Source organism: Faecalibacterium sp. Marseille-Q4896 (assembly GCF_017377615.1).
Taxonomy (GTDB): Bacteria; Bacillota; Clostridia; order Oscillospirales; family Ruminococcaceae; genus Faecalibacterium; species Faecalibacterium taiwanense.
In genome coordinates, this window is sequence record NZ_JAFREG010000001.1 from 459,664 (window position 1) to 474,824 (window position 15,161).

The window sequence follows — 15,161 nt, forward strand, 5'->3', positions numbered from 1 at the left end:
ACGATGTTCTGCAGCTGTTCGTCATTGTTGGCGGCACAGTTGGGATTACATTTCAGATCGCATGGGCAATCTTCAAAGAGATCCATAACAATAAGAAATGACCGCCCCAATCTCCAAACCGTGGCGGTCATTCTTATTGATCTAACCGGAAGGAGCTGACCATTGCGGACAGCGCCTTTTCTATTTGTAGTATAGTTGTTTTTTAGCGGTTTGTCAAGTCCCCTGCTCTGCAGCGGCACGTTCCGCCGCCTGCGCATCGTACTCGGCAAGCAGGTCGTTGAGGTCGTACTGGTACTTGCTGTGGCAGAAGTGGCACACCACCTCGCAGGCGGGGTCCTCGTCGCGCATCCTCACCAGCTCCTTGCGGCCAAGGCTGAACAGCATCTCCTTGGTGCGCTCGGCGCTGCAGTCGCACTGGTAGTGCACATCGCGCTCGTCCAGCACGTTGGGGTCAAAACCCGCCAGCGCCAGCTGCATCATGTCCTCGGGGGTCTTGCCCTCGTGCAGCAGGGTGGTGACGGACGGCATGGCCGCGATGTTCTTTTCCAGCTGATCGATCTCCGCATCGGTGGCACCGGGCAGCAGCTGCACCATAAAGCCGCCTGCGCACAGGATGGACAGGTCTTTGTCCACCAGCACGCCCAGCGCCATGACGGTGGGCACCTGCTCGCTGTAGGCGTAGTAGGCGGTCAGGTCCTCGGCGATCTCGCCGGAGACCAGCGGCACCTGCCCCACGGTAGGCTCCTTCTGCAGGCGGTTATCCCGGATGACGGTGAGCACACCGTCTTTGCCCACAGCGCCGCCCACGTCCAGGTGACCGTTCGGCTTTGCGGGCAGCTCCACCAAGGGGTGATCGATGCAGCCCTTCACGTTGCCGGTGCCGTCGGTGCAGGCAATGACCACGCCCGCCGGGCCGCCGCCGGACACACGCAGGGTGATCTGGTCACGGTCGTCCTTGAGCATGGAGCCCATCAGGGCCGCGCCGGTGAGCAGACGGCCCAGTGCCGCGCTGCAGGTGGCGCTGGTGGTGTGCAGCTTTTCGGCCTTGCGGACGATCTGGGTGGAATCCACGCCGCAGAACACGACCCCGCCGTTCTCCGACAGGCCGCGGATCAGATTTGCCATAAAGTTATCCCTCCAATTGTGTATACTGCTTGACTGCGCAGAAGAAATAGCGCTGGCTGTCCTCGGTCAGCGGGCCGAAGGTCTCGCCGTCGCAGACGCTTTCCAGCGCAAAGCCGTGCTTTTCCAGCGCGGTGCGGATGGTGTCAAGGTCATAGGTGTACTCGCAGAACTGCTCGTGGAAGTGCTCGCCGGTCTCGTGGTAGTCGATGTCCACGGTGATCTCCACGCGGCGGTTGGCGGCATCGTAGTGGTTGCGCCACACACAGGCGGCATCCTCTTCCTCAAAGGTGAACGCGTTGTCGCCCAGCACGTTCCGGTGCTTGTAGGGCGTGTTCATATCGAACAGGAACACCCCGCCCTTCTCCATGAAAAAGCCCGCGTTGGCAATGGCGGTGTCGAGGTCCGGGATGTGGTTGAAGGTGTCAAAGGTGGACACCGCGCCCCGGATGGTGCCGTACAGATCCAGCTTGAGCAGATCCTGCCGGAGCAGCAGCAGCCTGCCGGATAGGCCCAGCTGTTCGGCCTTATCGCGCACAACGCAGAGCATCTCCTCGGACTGGTCAATGCCGATCATATCATAGCCCGCCTGCGTGAGCATCAACGTCAGCTCACCGGTGCCGCAGCCAAGGTCGGCAAGGATGCCGTCGTGGATGCCGTGCTCCTTGAGCTTTGCATGGATGTGGGCATACAGGGCATCGTAATCGGCCTCGCCGTTGAATTCATCGTAGAAATAGGCAAATTCGTTGTAGGCCATGGTTTACTCCGCTTCCTGTTCCCCGGCCACAGCGGCATTGAGCACCGCCTGCAGCTCCGGGATGCCGTAGCCGTTCTCGCCGCTGGTCAGCACCACCTTCTGGCAGCCATAGGGGCGGCAGAGGTTCTCAAAGTCTTCCAGCGTCTTGGCCAGCTGGCTCTTTTTGAGCTTGTCGGCCTTGGTCAGGGCCACCACGTAGGGGATCTGGTGATAGTGCAGGTAGCGCAGCATCTGCTCATCGTCGGCGCTGGGGGCGTGGCGGCAGTCCAGCAGCTGCACCAGCAGGGTGTGGTGGCGGGGTGCTTCAAAGTAGCTGTTGATGAGGTCGTCCCAGCGCTCACGGTCGGCGTTGCTCACCTTGGCGTAGCCGTAGCCGGGCAGGTCCACAAAGTAGCAGTCGTCCACCGAATAGAAATTGATGGTGGCCGTTTTGCCCGGTGTACTGGACACGCGGGCAAGGTTTTTGCGGCTGCACAGCTTATTGATAAGGCTGGATTTGCCCACGTTGGACCGCCCCGAAAAGCTCAGCTCCGGGCGGTCGCTCTCGGGCAGCTGGCTGGAAATGCCGTAGCTGGCAATGAAATCAGCTTTGTTGTAATTCATGGAGCTTTCCTTTCTTTGATAAGGGGATCGTCACCGGACACTCCGTCCCGCCTGCGCTCGCCAGACCACCAGCGAAGGCAAGCCCTCGCACTTCCCGTCGGGCTTTTCTGTCGATTTTAGTCGCAGCCTGCACTTTAGACATGGCTTCGCGCATCTTGCCGGAGTATCCGGTGCCGATCCCAGCAGGGCGGCAGATAGTTTCTCCAGCGAATGTCCTGGGGGTGGGGCCCCGGCGCGCAAGCGTTGGGGCGGGACTGGAGTCCCGGGCTGTTCGCGGAGAAAGCTATCTGCCGCCCTGCCCTATTCTCAGCACACCGCGCCGGGCTGGGGCTTTTCTGCGGTGGGCGGCACGATGGCGGCGTCTGCCGCCTTTTTCTTTGCGTGGGTGCGGCTGGGAGCCTTGGCCTTCTTTGCGTTCTGGGGCTTGAGCAGGGCCGCGTTCAGCACCTGCGTCAGGCTCTGCATGGGCAGGAAGGTGAGGTTCTTCTTCACCTCGTCGTCCACCTCATACAGGTCGGGTTCGTTGTCCTTGGGGATGAGCACCGTTTTCATGCCCTCGCGGTAGGCCGCCATGCTCTTTTCCCGCAGGCCGCCAATGGGCAGCACGTTGCCGTGCAGGGTGATCTCGCCGGTCATGGCCACATCGCCGCGCACCGGGATGCCGGACAGGCAGGACACCAGCGCCGTGGTCAAGGTGACACCGGCAGAAGGGCCGTCCTTGGGCACTGCGCCCTCCGGGGCGTGGATGTGCAGGTCGCACTTCTTGAGCTTTTCCGGGTCGATGCCGTACTCGGCGGCGTGCACGCGCACCCACGTAACGGCCAGCTGAGCGCTCTCCTTCATCACGTCGCCCAGCGAACCGGTGACGGTGATCTTGCCGCTGCCGTTGTCCATCACCTGCACCTCGATGGGCAGGGTCTCGCCGCCCACGCTGGTCCATGCCAGACCGTTGGCGATGCCCACCGCGTTGGTGCGGTTGAGGAAGTCGGGCTTGACAAAGCGGGGGCCAAGCAGCTGTTCCAGCATGGTGCCGGTAACGGAGACGCTTTCCACCTCGCCTGCGGCGATCTTGCGGGCGCACTTGCGCAGCACGCTGGTGATGGTGCGTTCCAGATTGCGCACACCGGCCTCGCGGGTGTAGCCGTCGATGATGCCGTACAGCGCGCTCTGGCTCAGCGTGACCTTGCCGGTCAGGCCGCAGGCCTTGAGCTGCTTGGGCAGCAGGTGCTTGCGGGCAATGTTGTATTTTTCCACGCGGGTGTAGCTGGGCAGCTCGATCACGTCCATGCGGTCACGCAGCGGGCCGGGGATGCTGCCCAGATCGTTGGCGGTGGTGATAAAGAGCACATGGCTCAAATCGAACGGGATATCGATGAAATGATCGTTGAAGGTGCTGTTCTGCTCCGGGTCCAGCGCTTCCAGCAGGGCTGCGGCCGGGTCGCCGCGGAAGTCGCCTGCCAGCTTGTCGATCTCGTCCAGCAGCATGAGGGGGTTCGCGCTCTTGGCAGAGATCATGGCAGTGATGATCTTGCCGGGCATCGCGCCGATGTAGGTGCGGCGGTGGCCGCGGATCTCGGCTTCATCCCGCACGCCGCCAAGGCTGATACGCACATACTTGCGGCCCAGACTTTCGGCGATGGAGCGTGCAATACTGGTCTTGCCCACGCCCGGAGGGCCTACAAGGCAGATGATCTGTGCCTTCACGTCCGGTGCCAGCTTGCGCACGGCCAGCGTTTCCAGAATGCGGTCCTTCACCTTTTTCAGGCCGTAGTGGTCGCGGTCCAAGATCTGCTGTGCGCGGCTGATATCAAGGTCGTCCACCGTAAAGGTGTTCCACGGCAGGTCAAGGCAGGTGTCCAGATAGGTGCGGATGACCGTTGCCTCCTGATTGGAGCCCTGCATCTTGGCAAGGCGGTCCACTTCCTTGAGCAGCTTCTTCTCGCTGTCCTCGGCAAGGTGCAGCCCGGTGATCCTGCGGCGGTACTCGTCGGCCTCGGCGTGGGTGTCGTCGCCCTCGCCCAGCTCGTCGCTGATGATGTGCAGCTGTTCGTGCAGGTAGTAATCGCGCTGGTTCTTGTCCATGGACTCGTTGACCTTTTCCGCGATCTCCTTTTCAATTTTCATCACCTGACACTCACGGCGCAGCATCTCGATGAGCTTTTTCAGCCGTCCGTTCAGGGTGCCCTCGTCCATCACAGCCTGCTTGTCCTCGTAGCGGAACAGCAGGTTTGCAGGCATGTACTCGCTGAGGAAGGCGGGGTCGTCGCTGGAAACGATGGCAAACACCACGTCCTTGCCAAGGCGCGGGTTCATGCCAAGGTACTCGTCAAACCCGGCCTTGAGGGCGCGCAGCAGCGCTTCGGTCTCCACGGCATCGTCGGCCTTGCCTGCGCGCACCGGGGCCGGGCGCACCTCCGAAAGCAGAAAATCGCCGCTGGCATCCAGTGCACTGAGCTTTGCGCGGTACTTGCCCTCCACCAGGACCTTTACAAGGTCTCCGGAGACGCGCAGCACCTGCTTGACCTCGGCCACCACGCCGTAGCTGAACAGGTCTGCCTGCTGCGGCTCGGTGGTGTCCATGGACTTCTGTGCCACCAGAAACACGTTGGAATTATTTGCCATTGCCCACTCCACGGCGGCAATGCTCTTTTCGCGGCCCACCTCAAAGTGGACGAGATTGTTGGGAAACACCACCAGCCCCCGCAGGGCGATGGTGGGCAGATGCAGCTTTTTGCGCTCCACCTTGATGGTAACTTTTTCACTCATAGTGCAAACACCTCCCGGCTGCCGCGCACTTTCCCACGGCGGCAGCGCTGTATGCAAGAGATTTTATCTTTAAAATAGTAGGTTGTTTCCTTATTATACTGATTTCCGGCCAAAATGCAACTGTGATGCATGGACGGTTGGTTATTCTCCCCGCTTTTCCTGCGTGGAGAAGCCCATTTTGCCAAGAGCGGGCAGCAGGGCCTTGAGGGTGATGGAGGTCAGTGCGCCCATCACAAGGCCCAGCACCAGCATGACCGGCGCATAGTAGAACGAGAGCGACGACGAGATGATCACGCTCGCACCCAGCAGCTGGCCGATGTTGTGGGCCAGTGCGCCGCATACGGAAAGGATGAACCAGGTGGGCCGCACCGGCAGCAGATAGTACAGCACCCACATCACCAAAAGTGACAGCAGGCCGCCGCACAGCGAGAGAAAGCCCGCCGTGAAGCCGGACACCAGAAACACGAACAGCGCCTTGAGCACATCCAGCACCAGTGCCTGCTTTGGCCCCATGAAAAACAGCGCGTACATCACCACGATGTTGGCAAGGCCCAGCTTCATGCCCGGCAAAAGGCCCGGGATGGTGAGCGTGCCCTCAATGAACGAAAGCGCCATGGCCAGCGCAAACAGCAGGCCGGAAAGGGCGATGCGGCGCGTTTTTTCGTAACTGCGTCTGTTTTGGGGCATGCTGCACCCTCCTTTACTCTTCGGTCTGCTGGCTCTGCTCGTAGCTTTCCTGCTCTTCCATGGCAGCTTCCCACGCGGCAAACAGCTCTTCCTGATGGAAGCGCAGGTCGCTCAGCTCGTCGCTCTTCTGGCGCAGCAGGTCGGGGTCGTTGTACACCTCCGGGGAGTTGATCTCGTTGTCCAGCTCCACTTCGCGTGCACCGCAGGCTTCCATCTCGTCCTCGCAGGCCTTGATCTTGGCCCGCAGCTCGGCGCGGCGGCGGCGCTGCTCCCTGCCGTAGCCGGTCTTGGCCGGTTCGGCGGCCTTCTGCACAGCAGGGGCCGGGGCGTTGCGGCCCATCAGGGCGTCGTAGCTGGGGTAGAGGGTGGCCTTGCCGTCCTCAAGGTAGAGGATGGGGCAGGCCAGACTGTTCATCAGGTGGCGGTCATGGGTGACCAGCAGCAGCGTGCCGGTGTAGGCCATGAGGGCCTCGGTAAGGTTTTCGCGGGTGTAGATATCCAGATGGTTGGTGGGCTCGTCCAGAAACAGCAGGTTGGGCCGTTCCAGCACGATCTCCGCAAAGCGCAGGCGGGCCAGCTCGCCGCCGGAAAGCGCCTCGCAGGGCTTGAACACCGTCTCGCCCCGGAAGCCCAGCTTTGCCAGATGGCTGCGCACCTCCAGCTCGGTCATACGGGGGTACTTGTTCCAGATCACATCGATGACCCGGCCCTGCCCCAGACGGTTCTGCTGCTGGGCAAAGATGCTGGGCCGTGCGCCGGTGCCCAGCCGCACCATGCCGCCGGAGGGGCGGCGCTTGCCGTCCAGCACCTGCATCAGGGTGGACTTGCCCGCGCCGTTGGGGCCTGCGATCACCAGCCGCTGGCCGCGGCACACCGTGTAGGTAAAGGGTTCCAGCAGGGTGCGCTCCCCTATTTTGATGGTCAGGTTCTTGAGCAGCACCAGTTCGTTCCACGGTTCTACGTCATATTCAAACCGGAACTTGAGCTGGTTGGTCTCGTCCTTGGGCGCTTCGGTGATCTCCAGCTTTTCCAGCTGCTTGCGGCGGCTCTGGGCCATTTTGGTGGTGGAGGCGCGCACAAGGTTGCGGTCCACGTAGTCCTGCAGCTTTTCGGCCAGTGCCACATCTGCATCGTGCTGCTTCTGGCGCAGGGCGTCGGCGGCTTCCTTCTGGGGCAGGTAGGCCGAGAAGTTGCCCTTGTAGGTGGTCATGGTCTGGTAGGAGACCTCCCAGATCTTCGTACACACGTTATCGAGGAAGTAGCGGTCGTGGCTGACCACCAGCACCGCACCGGAATAGCTTTTGAGGTAGTTTTCCAGCCATTCCATGGTGGCAAAGTCCAGGTGGTTGGTGGGCTCGTCCAGAATGAGCACGTCCGGCTTTTCCAGCAGCAGCTTTGCCAGCCGCAGCCTCGTCAGCTCGCCGCCGGAGAGCACCGCAATGTTCTTCTGCCATGTATCCTGCGCAAAGCCCATGCCGGACAGCACCTTTTTGATGTTCACATCCATGTTGTAGCCGTCGGCGGCATCCACGATGTTCTGCAGCTGGTCGTGCCGGGCCAGCAGCTCCGTGTCGTCCGGCTGCGCGGCCATTTTGCGTTCCAGCACCTGCATCTGGGCCATGGCATCCAGCACAGGGGCAAAGGTGGAGCGCATCTCGCCGTAGAGATCCAGCGTGGCATCCAGCTTTGCGTTCTGTTCCAGATAGCCCAGCGTCACGCCGTGGGTCACGCTGAACTCACCTTCGTAGTCCTGGTACTCGCCGGTCAAAATCTTGAGCAGGGTGGTCTTGCCCGCGCCGTTCTGGCCCACGATGCCGATGCGGTCCTCCCGCTCGACACTGGCGGTCACATCGTGCAGCACGATCTTCTCGCCAAAGCTCTTGCCTAGTTTTTCCAAATGTATCAGCATAGTTTTATGATCCCGTTCTCTATCCGCTTATTGGCTCAGCACTGGTGGCGGCGGTTCTTCAGGCCCACATTGGCCAGCTCTTCCTGCTCCATCACCAGCGGGTACAGCTCTTTCAGGTCTGCGATCTCGTAGGTGGGCACCACCTTGCCGGGGTTCTCGGCGTGGCTGGGGTTATACCAGCAGGTGTCAAGGCCCGCATTCACGCCGCCCTGAATGTCGCTGCTCAGGCCGTCGCCCACCACCAGCACATGCTCGCGGTTCTCCACGCCAAGGGCGCGCAGGGCCGCATCAAAAATTCTGCGGTTCGGCTTTTCGCTGTCCATCTTCTCGGAGACGAACACGTCCTCCATAAAGTTCAGCACACCGCTCTCGGCCAGACGGCGGATCTGCACCTTCTGGAAGCCGTTGGTCACAACGGCCAGCGTTGCCACCTCGGAAAGCTCCCGCAGCACATCCAGCACTTCCGGCCCCATCAGGTCCGGGTGGGTGGAGAGCTGTTCCAGATAGAAGCGGTTCATCTCGGCTCCGTCACCGGCGGCATCAATGGCCTTGAGGAAGCGGGTGAACCGCTCCGCCATGAGCTTTTCCCGCTTGATCTGGCCTTTTTCCAGCTGCCGCCACAGCTCCGAGTTGATGGTGCGGTAGGTCTGCACCGTTTCTGCGTCCGGCTCAATGCCGTAGTTCACCAGCGTTTCGGCCAGTGCCTTGCTTTCGGCTGCGTCAAAGTTCAGCAGGGTGTTGTCTGCATCGAACAGCACGCAATAATATTTTGCCATAAACCTTCCCTCTTTTCCTTCTGCCATGGCCTCAGCTGCCATGCGCTCAACAACAGGCAGAAGCCAGCCCTGCCGTAAACAGAGCTGGCTTCACATCATTCTGTTACAATTTCGTACGGTGGTACGTCCGTCTGCTCCGGGTCGTTGTCCGGGCAGGTGGTTTTGACATCACAGGGGGTGGCAGCACACTTTGCCATTTCCTCTTCCAGCGCGCCGTTGTCCACGTTCTCCCAGTCGGTGCCGTAATCGTCCACGCTGCCGTCGGTCACGTTCTCTTCCCCGGGCAGCGCCGGGATGCGGGGTTCCTCGTAGTACATGCAAACGCCTCCCTTCCTGCCAGCCTATGCGGCACAGCAGGCCGGGGTGACAGCCTCAGGACGCGGAGTCCGTGGATGTGGACTGCTCGTTGGCGGCTTCCTTGCTGGCATTGGATTCCGAAGCCGCATGGGAGCTGCCAGAGCTTGCAGAGCTGCTCTCGCTGCTGGAGCTGCTATGGGAAGCCGAGCTGCTCTCACCAGAGTCCGCGTGGGACGAGCTGGTGCTGTGGGAAGAGCTGGCTGTTCCGTTGGAAGCAGAAGCCGAGCCTGCCGGGGAAGCCGTGCTCTCACTGCTGGAAGAGCTGTGAGATGAGCTGTCGGAAGAGCTGTGAGACGAGCTGCCGGAGGTGGATGTAGCCCCGGAGGATGCCCCGGAGGTGGTGCCGGACGATGCACCGGAAGAACTGGTGCTGCCGGAAGAACTGCTGCCCGACGTGCTGCCAGAGCTGCCGGAGCTGTGAGACGAGCTGCCGGAGCTTACGCCGCTGACCGTCACATTCAGGACGTTGCTGGTAACGGTGCAGCCGTTGTAGCTTGCCACTGCATACACCTTAAAGGTCGCATTGAGCATGGAGGGGTCGATCTCCACCTTGACGGTGGTCTTACCCGCCGCCTGCGGCACTTCCGCACCGTTGGCGTACCAGCGGATGCTGTCGGCAGTGAGGTGCTTGCCGCCCAGCTTTGCGGTAAAGGTGTAGGAATCGCCCAGCACGGCCTTGCCGGTGCTGCTGATATGCACGGAAGCCGCTGCAAACACGGCGGTCACGTCCACGTTCTGCTTGAAGTTCGTATCGGTGCGGGTCTTCTGGGTCACGCCGTCGCTCCACTTGACGAACACATAGCCGTCCTGCGGCACAGCCGTCACGCTGATGGACTGGGCGGCGCTGGTCACTTCATAGGAGAGGGATGTCTTGCCGCTGTCGCTGCCGCTGGAAAGGGTGCCGCCGGTCTTGTCCACCCGGTAGCTGGCCTGATACAGTACACCCTGCTCTTCGGAAGAGCCTGCAGCCTCCGAGCTGCTGGGTGCTGTCACCGCAGAGCTGGGGTTCGGGGTATACTCGGCGCGGGTGGGGATGTTGGCGGTGTCGGGGCGGCGGTCGTCGGTCTGGTAAGCGTGGGTGCGCAGATAGCTCAGCATGGCCTTCAGGCCCACGGGCTTCAGGTGGATATCGCCGGTCTGGTAGTAATCCTCGCGGCCATAGCCGTTGGCATCCTTCAGCGCTTCGGCGCTGTTGAGGAACTTCAGGCCCATCTGCTCACACATGGACAGCAGGGCCATGTTGAAGTCGTCGATCTTGGTCTGGTCCATGTGGGGGTAGTTTGCGTGGTTTGCGGGCACCGGCGGCACCGTGTTCACGATGATGTCGGTGTAGGGGTAGCTTTCCTGAATGGCCTGCACCAGCGCGGTGTAGTTCTTGATGAACTCGTCCACGCTCATGCCGGTATCGTTGGTGCCCAGCATGATGACCACGCGGCGGGGCTTCATTTTGGCCACGGCCTGCGCGATGGTGTAGGTGCTGCTGTCCTTTTTAAAGGTAACGATGCCCTCGTTCAGGGCGGCATGGGTGCCAATGCCCTCCTTGGCGCAGAACTGCTGCAGGCTGATCAGGCCGTTGGCGTACAGGCGCACCGTGTTGGAATCGCCGAGGAACAGCGTTTCCTTCTGGTAGCTCTCGCCCGCGTCGGCGGTCTCCGGCAGCAGGGCGGCAGAGGTCTCGCTGATCTGGTAGTGATCCGAGATATCCTCTTCGCCCGGCACCAGCACCTCGCTGGAGGGCTGTTCCCCCGGGGCTGCAGGGGTCTTGCCGCGCTTGAGCAGCGTCATGGTAATGGCAATGGTCAGAATGGCTGCCAGCGCGCACACACTGCACACCAGCACAGCCTGCTTCTGCATAGGAGTAAGCGATTGCTTTTCCGGTCGTGTATTTCTCATATTTCTCACCATTCACTTAGTTTCCGGCACAGGGCCTTCCGGTCATGCCTGTCCGTTCAGGATCTGGTCTGCAAGGCTGGCGCAGCTTTCGGCCAGCAGCACCGGGTGGAAGGGTTCCAGCTCTTCCCTGCTGCCGTAGCCGTACAGCGCACCGGCGGCATCCAGCCCGCAGTCCGCAGCACCGCGCATGTCGTCGTTGCGGTCGCCCACCATCAGCACCCGCCTGCCCTGCATCATGGGCTGGGCCAGCACATGGCGCACCACGTCGGTCTTGGTGTCGCGGCTCTCGTCCATGGACGCGCCGCCGATAAAATCAAAATAGCCTGCAAGGCCCTTTTCTTCCAGAATGGGCGTGACGACCTGCGTAGGCTTGGAGGTAGCGGTGCACAGCACAAGGCCCGCGTCCTTCAGGCGCTGCAGCATCTCTGCTGCACCGGGGTAGGCGGCGCACTCGTGGCTGCCCTTGACGGCATAGCTGTCGCGGTACAGGTCGGTGGCCTTTTCAATGAGGGCCGGGTCGGTAAAGTGCTCACCAAAGCTCTTGCGCAGCGGCGGGCCAAGGTAGCGGCGCAGGTTCACATTTGTGGTGTCCACGCCCATCCTGGCAAAGACTTCTTTTAATGTATTTATGATACCGGGAGCGGAATCGATCAGGGTCCCGTCCACATCAAACAGGATCGCATCGTAGTTCAGCAATTTGTAAATTTCCTCACTTTCATGGTGATACATTGTATAGTATAGCACAGAATCCCGTTATCAGCAATTCCAACAAATGGTTTTTACAAAAATTATGCATTCAAGCAGAGAAAAGGCCCGCCCGGCATCCGGACAGGCCTTTCCGCATCTTCTTACTTCGCTGCGGCATCCGCAGGCGGATAGTACAGGTTGTTGGAGACGAACTCCAGCTTATCCTTGAGCACCAGCTCCAGGTTTGCCACGGCGTGCACCATGTTGGTGGCCGAATCGTTTACTTCCAGCAGCTTGCACAGGTCCAGACCGTCCAGTTTCATGGCGGCATCCATCTTCCGGCTCTCGGCACACAGGATGTGGCTCAGGGCATTTTCCTGCAGAGCGATGCTCTCCACAAGGTCAATGACCGCCTGCTCCAGCGTCACCTTGGGCAGGCAGGGGCAGGGGCAGCGGGTGGTATCGATACAGTTCTCAGCAGACATGATAAAACCTTCCTTTCGTTCATCCGGTCAGGGGCGGTGTACGCCCCATTCTATGTCTGCCGGGTACGCCGGTGTTACTCCTGCTTTTTAGGGTTCTGGATGCCGCGCACCTTTTCAATGGTCTCGCGGTAGCCGCCGGAGCCGTACTGGATGCAGCGGTTGATGCGGCTGATGGTGGCCGTGCTGATCTCCACCGCCTTCACGATCTGATCGTAGGTTCTGCCGTCCAGCAGCATCTTTGCCGCTTCCAGCCGCTGCGCCATATCCGAGATCTCCTTCACGGTGCACAGGTCTTCAAAGAAGTTGTAGCACTCCTCCCGCGTTTCCAGACTGAGGATGGCATCAAACAGTGCATCGGTGGTCTGGTTTCTTCTGGAATTTTTATCTGCCATGAATGTTCTCCTTGCCGCCGCAGCGGACTGTCCGGTTTTGGGAGCGTTCCCTCTTTTAATTGTTCCGGAAATGTTCAGGTTCTTTCTTGCATCACCACTTTAGCACATCAAAGTGTGAAAGTCAAGCCCTTGGCGTGAACTCTTTTCATTCGTTGACGTGTATAGTTTTCTTCGTTTCACGCATGAACAAAAATCACCTAAAAATTATTGCAGAACGCTTTTCTGAATTAGTGTATCCTCCGAACTTGTTCCAAAGATATTGACAATTTGTGAATTCCGCACTAAAATACGGACAATCATTCGGCAAATGCGATGAACAGGACATGATTCTTTGCAGCACCCTCTCCCAGAGAGCCGCCCATCTGATGCAAGGGCAGCAGTCAGGAGCAAAGCGTTCTCCCCTGCGAGCAGCCTGTGTGAACAAAGGCGCTGACCCCGCCTTCCAGTAATGCATGGCCGTTTTGCCCACGTTACGGGGCTGCGTATGTATGTACGCTGGGAGTGGCTGCCCTGTGCAGCAAACGAAGTGGTATCGCGGAGTATTCCATACACGATGTGCAGTGTATGTGAAGGCCTTCGTCTTCGATGGTTCGTCCCAAATGGAACGAACGCAGGAAGACGGGGCCTTTTTTACACCCTGCCGCCCCCATGCCGCTGACATTTGCCGGATGCCAAAAAAGGAAAGAGGTAAAAACAATGAATACGCTGGTCATCGTATTGATCGCAGCCGTGTGTCTGTTTGGCGCTTATATGCTTTACGGCCGCTGGCTGGCAAACAAGTGGGGCATCGACCCCTCTGCCAAGACCCCGGCAGTTGTCCATGAGGACGGCCGGGACTACGTTCCCACCGACGGCTGGACCGTGTTTGCACACCAGTTCAGCTCCATTGCCGGTGCAGGCCCTGTTACCGGTGCGATCCAGGCTGCTGCTTTCGGCTGGCTGCCGGTGCTGCTGTGGGTGCTGCTGGGCGGCATCTTCTTCGGTGCTGTCACCGACTTCGGCGCTCTGTATGCTTCCGTTAAGAACGACGGCAAGAGCATGGGCATGCTGATCGAAAAGTACATCGGCAAGACCGGCCGCAAGCTGTTCCTGCTGTTCTGCTGGCTGTTCTGCGGCATCGTGATCGCCGCCTTTGCCGACATGGTGGCCGGCACCTTCAATGCCTACGGTGCTGACGGTGCTCTGGTGGAGGCTGCCCAGACCAACGGTGCTGCCGGCATGGTCTCCATCATGTTCATGGTGTTCGCCGTGATCTTTGGCCTGCTGCAGAAGAACCTGCACTTCACCGGCTGGAAAGAGAATGTGATCAGCATCGTATTCATCGTGCTGTCCTTTGTGGTGGGTGCAAACTTCCCCATCATTCTGGGCAAGGCTGCATGGAGCTACATCACCTTTGTGTACATCTTCTTTGCTGCTGTCCTGCCCATGTGGCTGCTGAAGCAGCCCCGTGACCACATGACCACCTTTATGTTCGTGGCCATGATCGTGGGTGCTGTTCTGGGCCTGATCGTCAATCATCCCGTCATGAACCTGCCGGTGTTCACCGGCTTTACCAACGCCAAGCTGGGCACCATGTTCCCCATCCTGTTCGTTACCGTTGCCTGCGGCGCTGTTTCCGGTTTCCACAGTCTGGTGTCTTCCGGCACCTCCTCCAAGACCGTTACCAATGAGAAGGATATGCTGAAGGTCGGCTACGGTGCCATGGTGCTGGAAAGCCTGCTGGCTGTCATCGCCCTGTGCGTGGCCGGTGCTTCTGCTGCTGCAGACGGCACCCCCGCAGACGGCACTCCGTTCCAGGTCTTCAGCCGCGGCGTTGCCAGCTTCTTCGTGGGCTTCGGCCTGGACCAGCACTTTGCCTCTGTGTTTATGACCATGTGCGTTTCCGCACTGGCCCTGACCAGTCTGGATGCTGTGGCCCGTATCGGCCGCATGAGCTTCCAGGAGCTGTTCAGCGTGGACGACATGGAGCATGCTGAGGGCTGGCGCAAGCTGCTGTGCAACGTGTACTTCTCCACCTTCCTGACTCTGGCTTTCGGCTTCCTGCTGACCAAAATCGGCTACGCCAACATCTGGCCCCTGTTCGGTTCTGCAAACCAGCTGCTGAGCGCTCTGGTTCTGGCCACCCTGTGCGTGTTCCTGAAGGTCACCGGCCGCAGCAACAAGATGATCTTCCCTCCGCTGGTCATCATGCTGTGCGTCACCTTCACCGCTCTGGTGCAGCGCCTGATTGCTATGGTCAAGGCCATCAGCAATGCCGCTGCTGTCACCATCCCCGCTGGCGAGACCACTTGGGGTGCTGTGTTCATTGCAAACGGCCTGCAGCTGATCCTTGCCGTGCTGCTGATCGTTCTGGGCCTGAACATCGTGTTCCACTCCTTCAAGGCCTATAAGAATGCTGAGCACAACAGCGAAGCAAAGGTCTGAGTTTCAGATCCTGCTGAACTGAATCTGTAAATGCAAACTGCCGCTGACGGCGTAAAAACCGTCAGCGGCAGTTTTTGTTGCTGTAAGCTTCTATGATTTGAAATGGCCTCCGCGTGCGCTCTGGCCATAAGCAGAGGAAAATTTATTTGATATTGTGGTTTGGAAACGACTGCGGTCGTTTCCAAACCATTTTTTCACAGAAAGAGTCCCAAAGATAAAATGCATAGTCACCACAAAAAATGCAGTGTACGGTCACGACCTTTCCCGTGAAAAAGCAAACCAGCAAAGCCCGCAGGCTTTGCT

Annotated in this window: 13 protein-coding genes; 1 reads left to right on the plus strand and 12 read right to left on the minus strand. The window is 59.8% G+C overall.

The genetic code is table 11. The features are described 5' to 3' along the window. Positions 1-213: 213 nt before the first annotated feature. From hslO to J3348_RS02505, 12 genes are all read right to left on the minus strand, one after another. Complete coding sequence (gene hslO, locus J3348_RS02450) at positions 214-1,125, minus strand: Hsp33 family molecular chaperone HslO (RefSeq protein ID WP_097777920.1); 912 nt, start codon at positions 1,123-1,125, stop codon at positions 214-216. A 4-nt stretch (positions 1,126-1,129) separates the two neighbouring features. Continuing rightward, on the minus strand, positions 1,130-1,879 hold the full coding sequence (locus tag J3348_RS02455; RefSeq protein ID WP_005940360.1) for a class I SAM-dependent methyltransferase: 750 nt from the start codon (positions 1,877-1,879) through the stop codon (positions 1,130-1,132). Between the two features lie 3 nt (positions 1,880-1,882). Continuing rightward, positions 1,883-2,482, minus strand: a complete 600-nt coding sequence (gene yihA / locus J3348_RS02460) for a ribosome biogenesis GTP-binding protein YihA/YsxC (protein ID WP_005940358.1) — start codon at positions 2,480-2,482, stop codon at positions 1,883-1,885. Between the two features lie 306 nt (positions 2,483-2,788). Next, positions 2,789-5,248, minus strand: coding sequence for an endopeptidase La (gene lon, locus J3348_RS02465; RefSeq protein WP_005940355.1), 2,460 nt, complete (start codon positions 5,246-5,248; stop codon positions 2,789-2,791). Between the two features lie 141 nt (positions 5,249-5,389). Next, the gene (locus J3348_RS02470) at positions 5,390-5,935 is read right to left on the minus strand and encodes a Gx transporter family protein (protein ID WP_207698228.1); all 546 of its coding nucleotides are present in this window, start codon (positions 5,933-5,935) and stop codon (positions 5,390-5,392) included. Between the two features lie 13 nt (positions 5,936-5,948). Next, positions 5,949-7,844, minus strand: a complete 1,896-nt coding sequence (locus J3348_RS02475; RefSeq protein WP_207698229.1) for an ABC-F family ATP-binding cassette domain-containing protein — start codon at positions 7,842-7,844, stop codon at positions 5,949-5,951. A gap of 35 nt (positions 7,845-7,879) precedes the next feature. Next, complete coding sequence (locus J3348_RS02480) at positions 7,880-8,620, minus strand: YjjG family noncanonical pyrimidine nucleotidase (protein WP_044953456.1); 741 nt, start codon at positions 8,618-8,620, stop codon at positions 7,880-7,882. 95 nt (positions 8,621-8,715) lie between these two features. Beyond that, positions 8,716-8,937, minus strand: a complete 222-nt coding sequence (locus J3348_RS02485) for a hypothetical protein (RefSeq protein WP_118527866.1) — start codon at positions 8,935-8,937, stop codon at positions 8,716-8,718. 55 nt (positions 8,938-8,992) lie between these two features. After that, positions 8,993-10,870 carry an SGNH/GDSL hydrolase family protein gene (locus J3348_RS02490; RefSeq protein ID WP_242702836.1) on the minus strand — a complete coding sequence of 626 codons (1,878 nt, stop codon included), beginning with the start codon at positions 10,868-10,870 and terminating at the stop codon, positions 8,993-8,995. Positions 10,871-10,912: 42 nt separating this feature from the next. Continuing rightward, complete coding sequence (locus J3348_RS02495) at positions 10,913-11,566, minus strand: HAD-IA family hydrolase (RefSeq protein ID WP_242702837.1); 654 nt, start codon at positions 11,564-11,566, stop codon at positions 10,913-10,915. Positions 11,567-11,718: 152 nt separating this feature from the next. Continuing rightward, positions 11,719-12,042, minus strand: a complete 324-nt coding sequence (locus J3348_RS02500; protein WP_097781897.1) for a hypothetical protein — start codon at positions 12,040-12,042, stop codon at positions 11,719-11,721. A gap of 74 nt (positions 12,043-12,116) precedes the next feature. After that, entirely contained in the window at positions 12,117-12,434 is a 318-nt protein-coding gene (locus J3348_RS02505; protein ID WP_120079555.1) for a YerC/YecD family TrpR-related protein, read from the minus strand. Positions 12,435-13,130: 696 nt separating this feature from the next. Here J3348_RS02505 and J3348_RS02510 point away from each other — a divergent pair. Then, complete coding sequence (locus tag J3348_RS02510; protein ID WP_097777928.1) at positions 13,131-14,858, plus strand: carbon starvation CstA family protein; 1,728 nt, start codon at positions 13,131-13,133, stop codon at positions 14,856-14,858. Positions 14,859-15,161 lie beyond the last annotated feature (303 nt).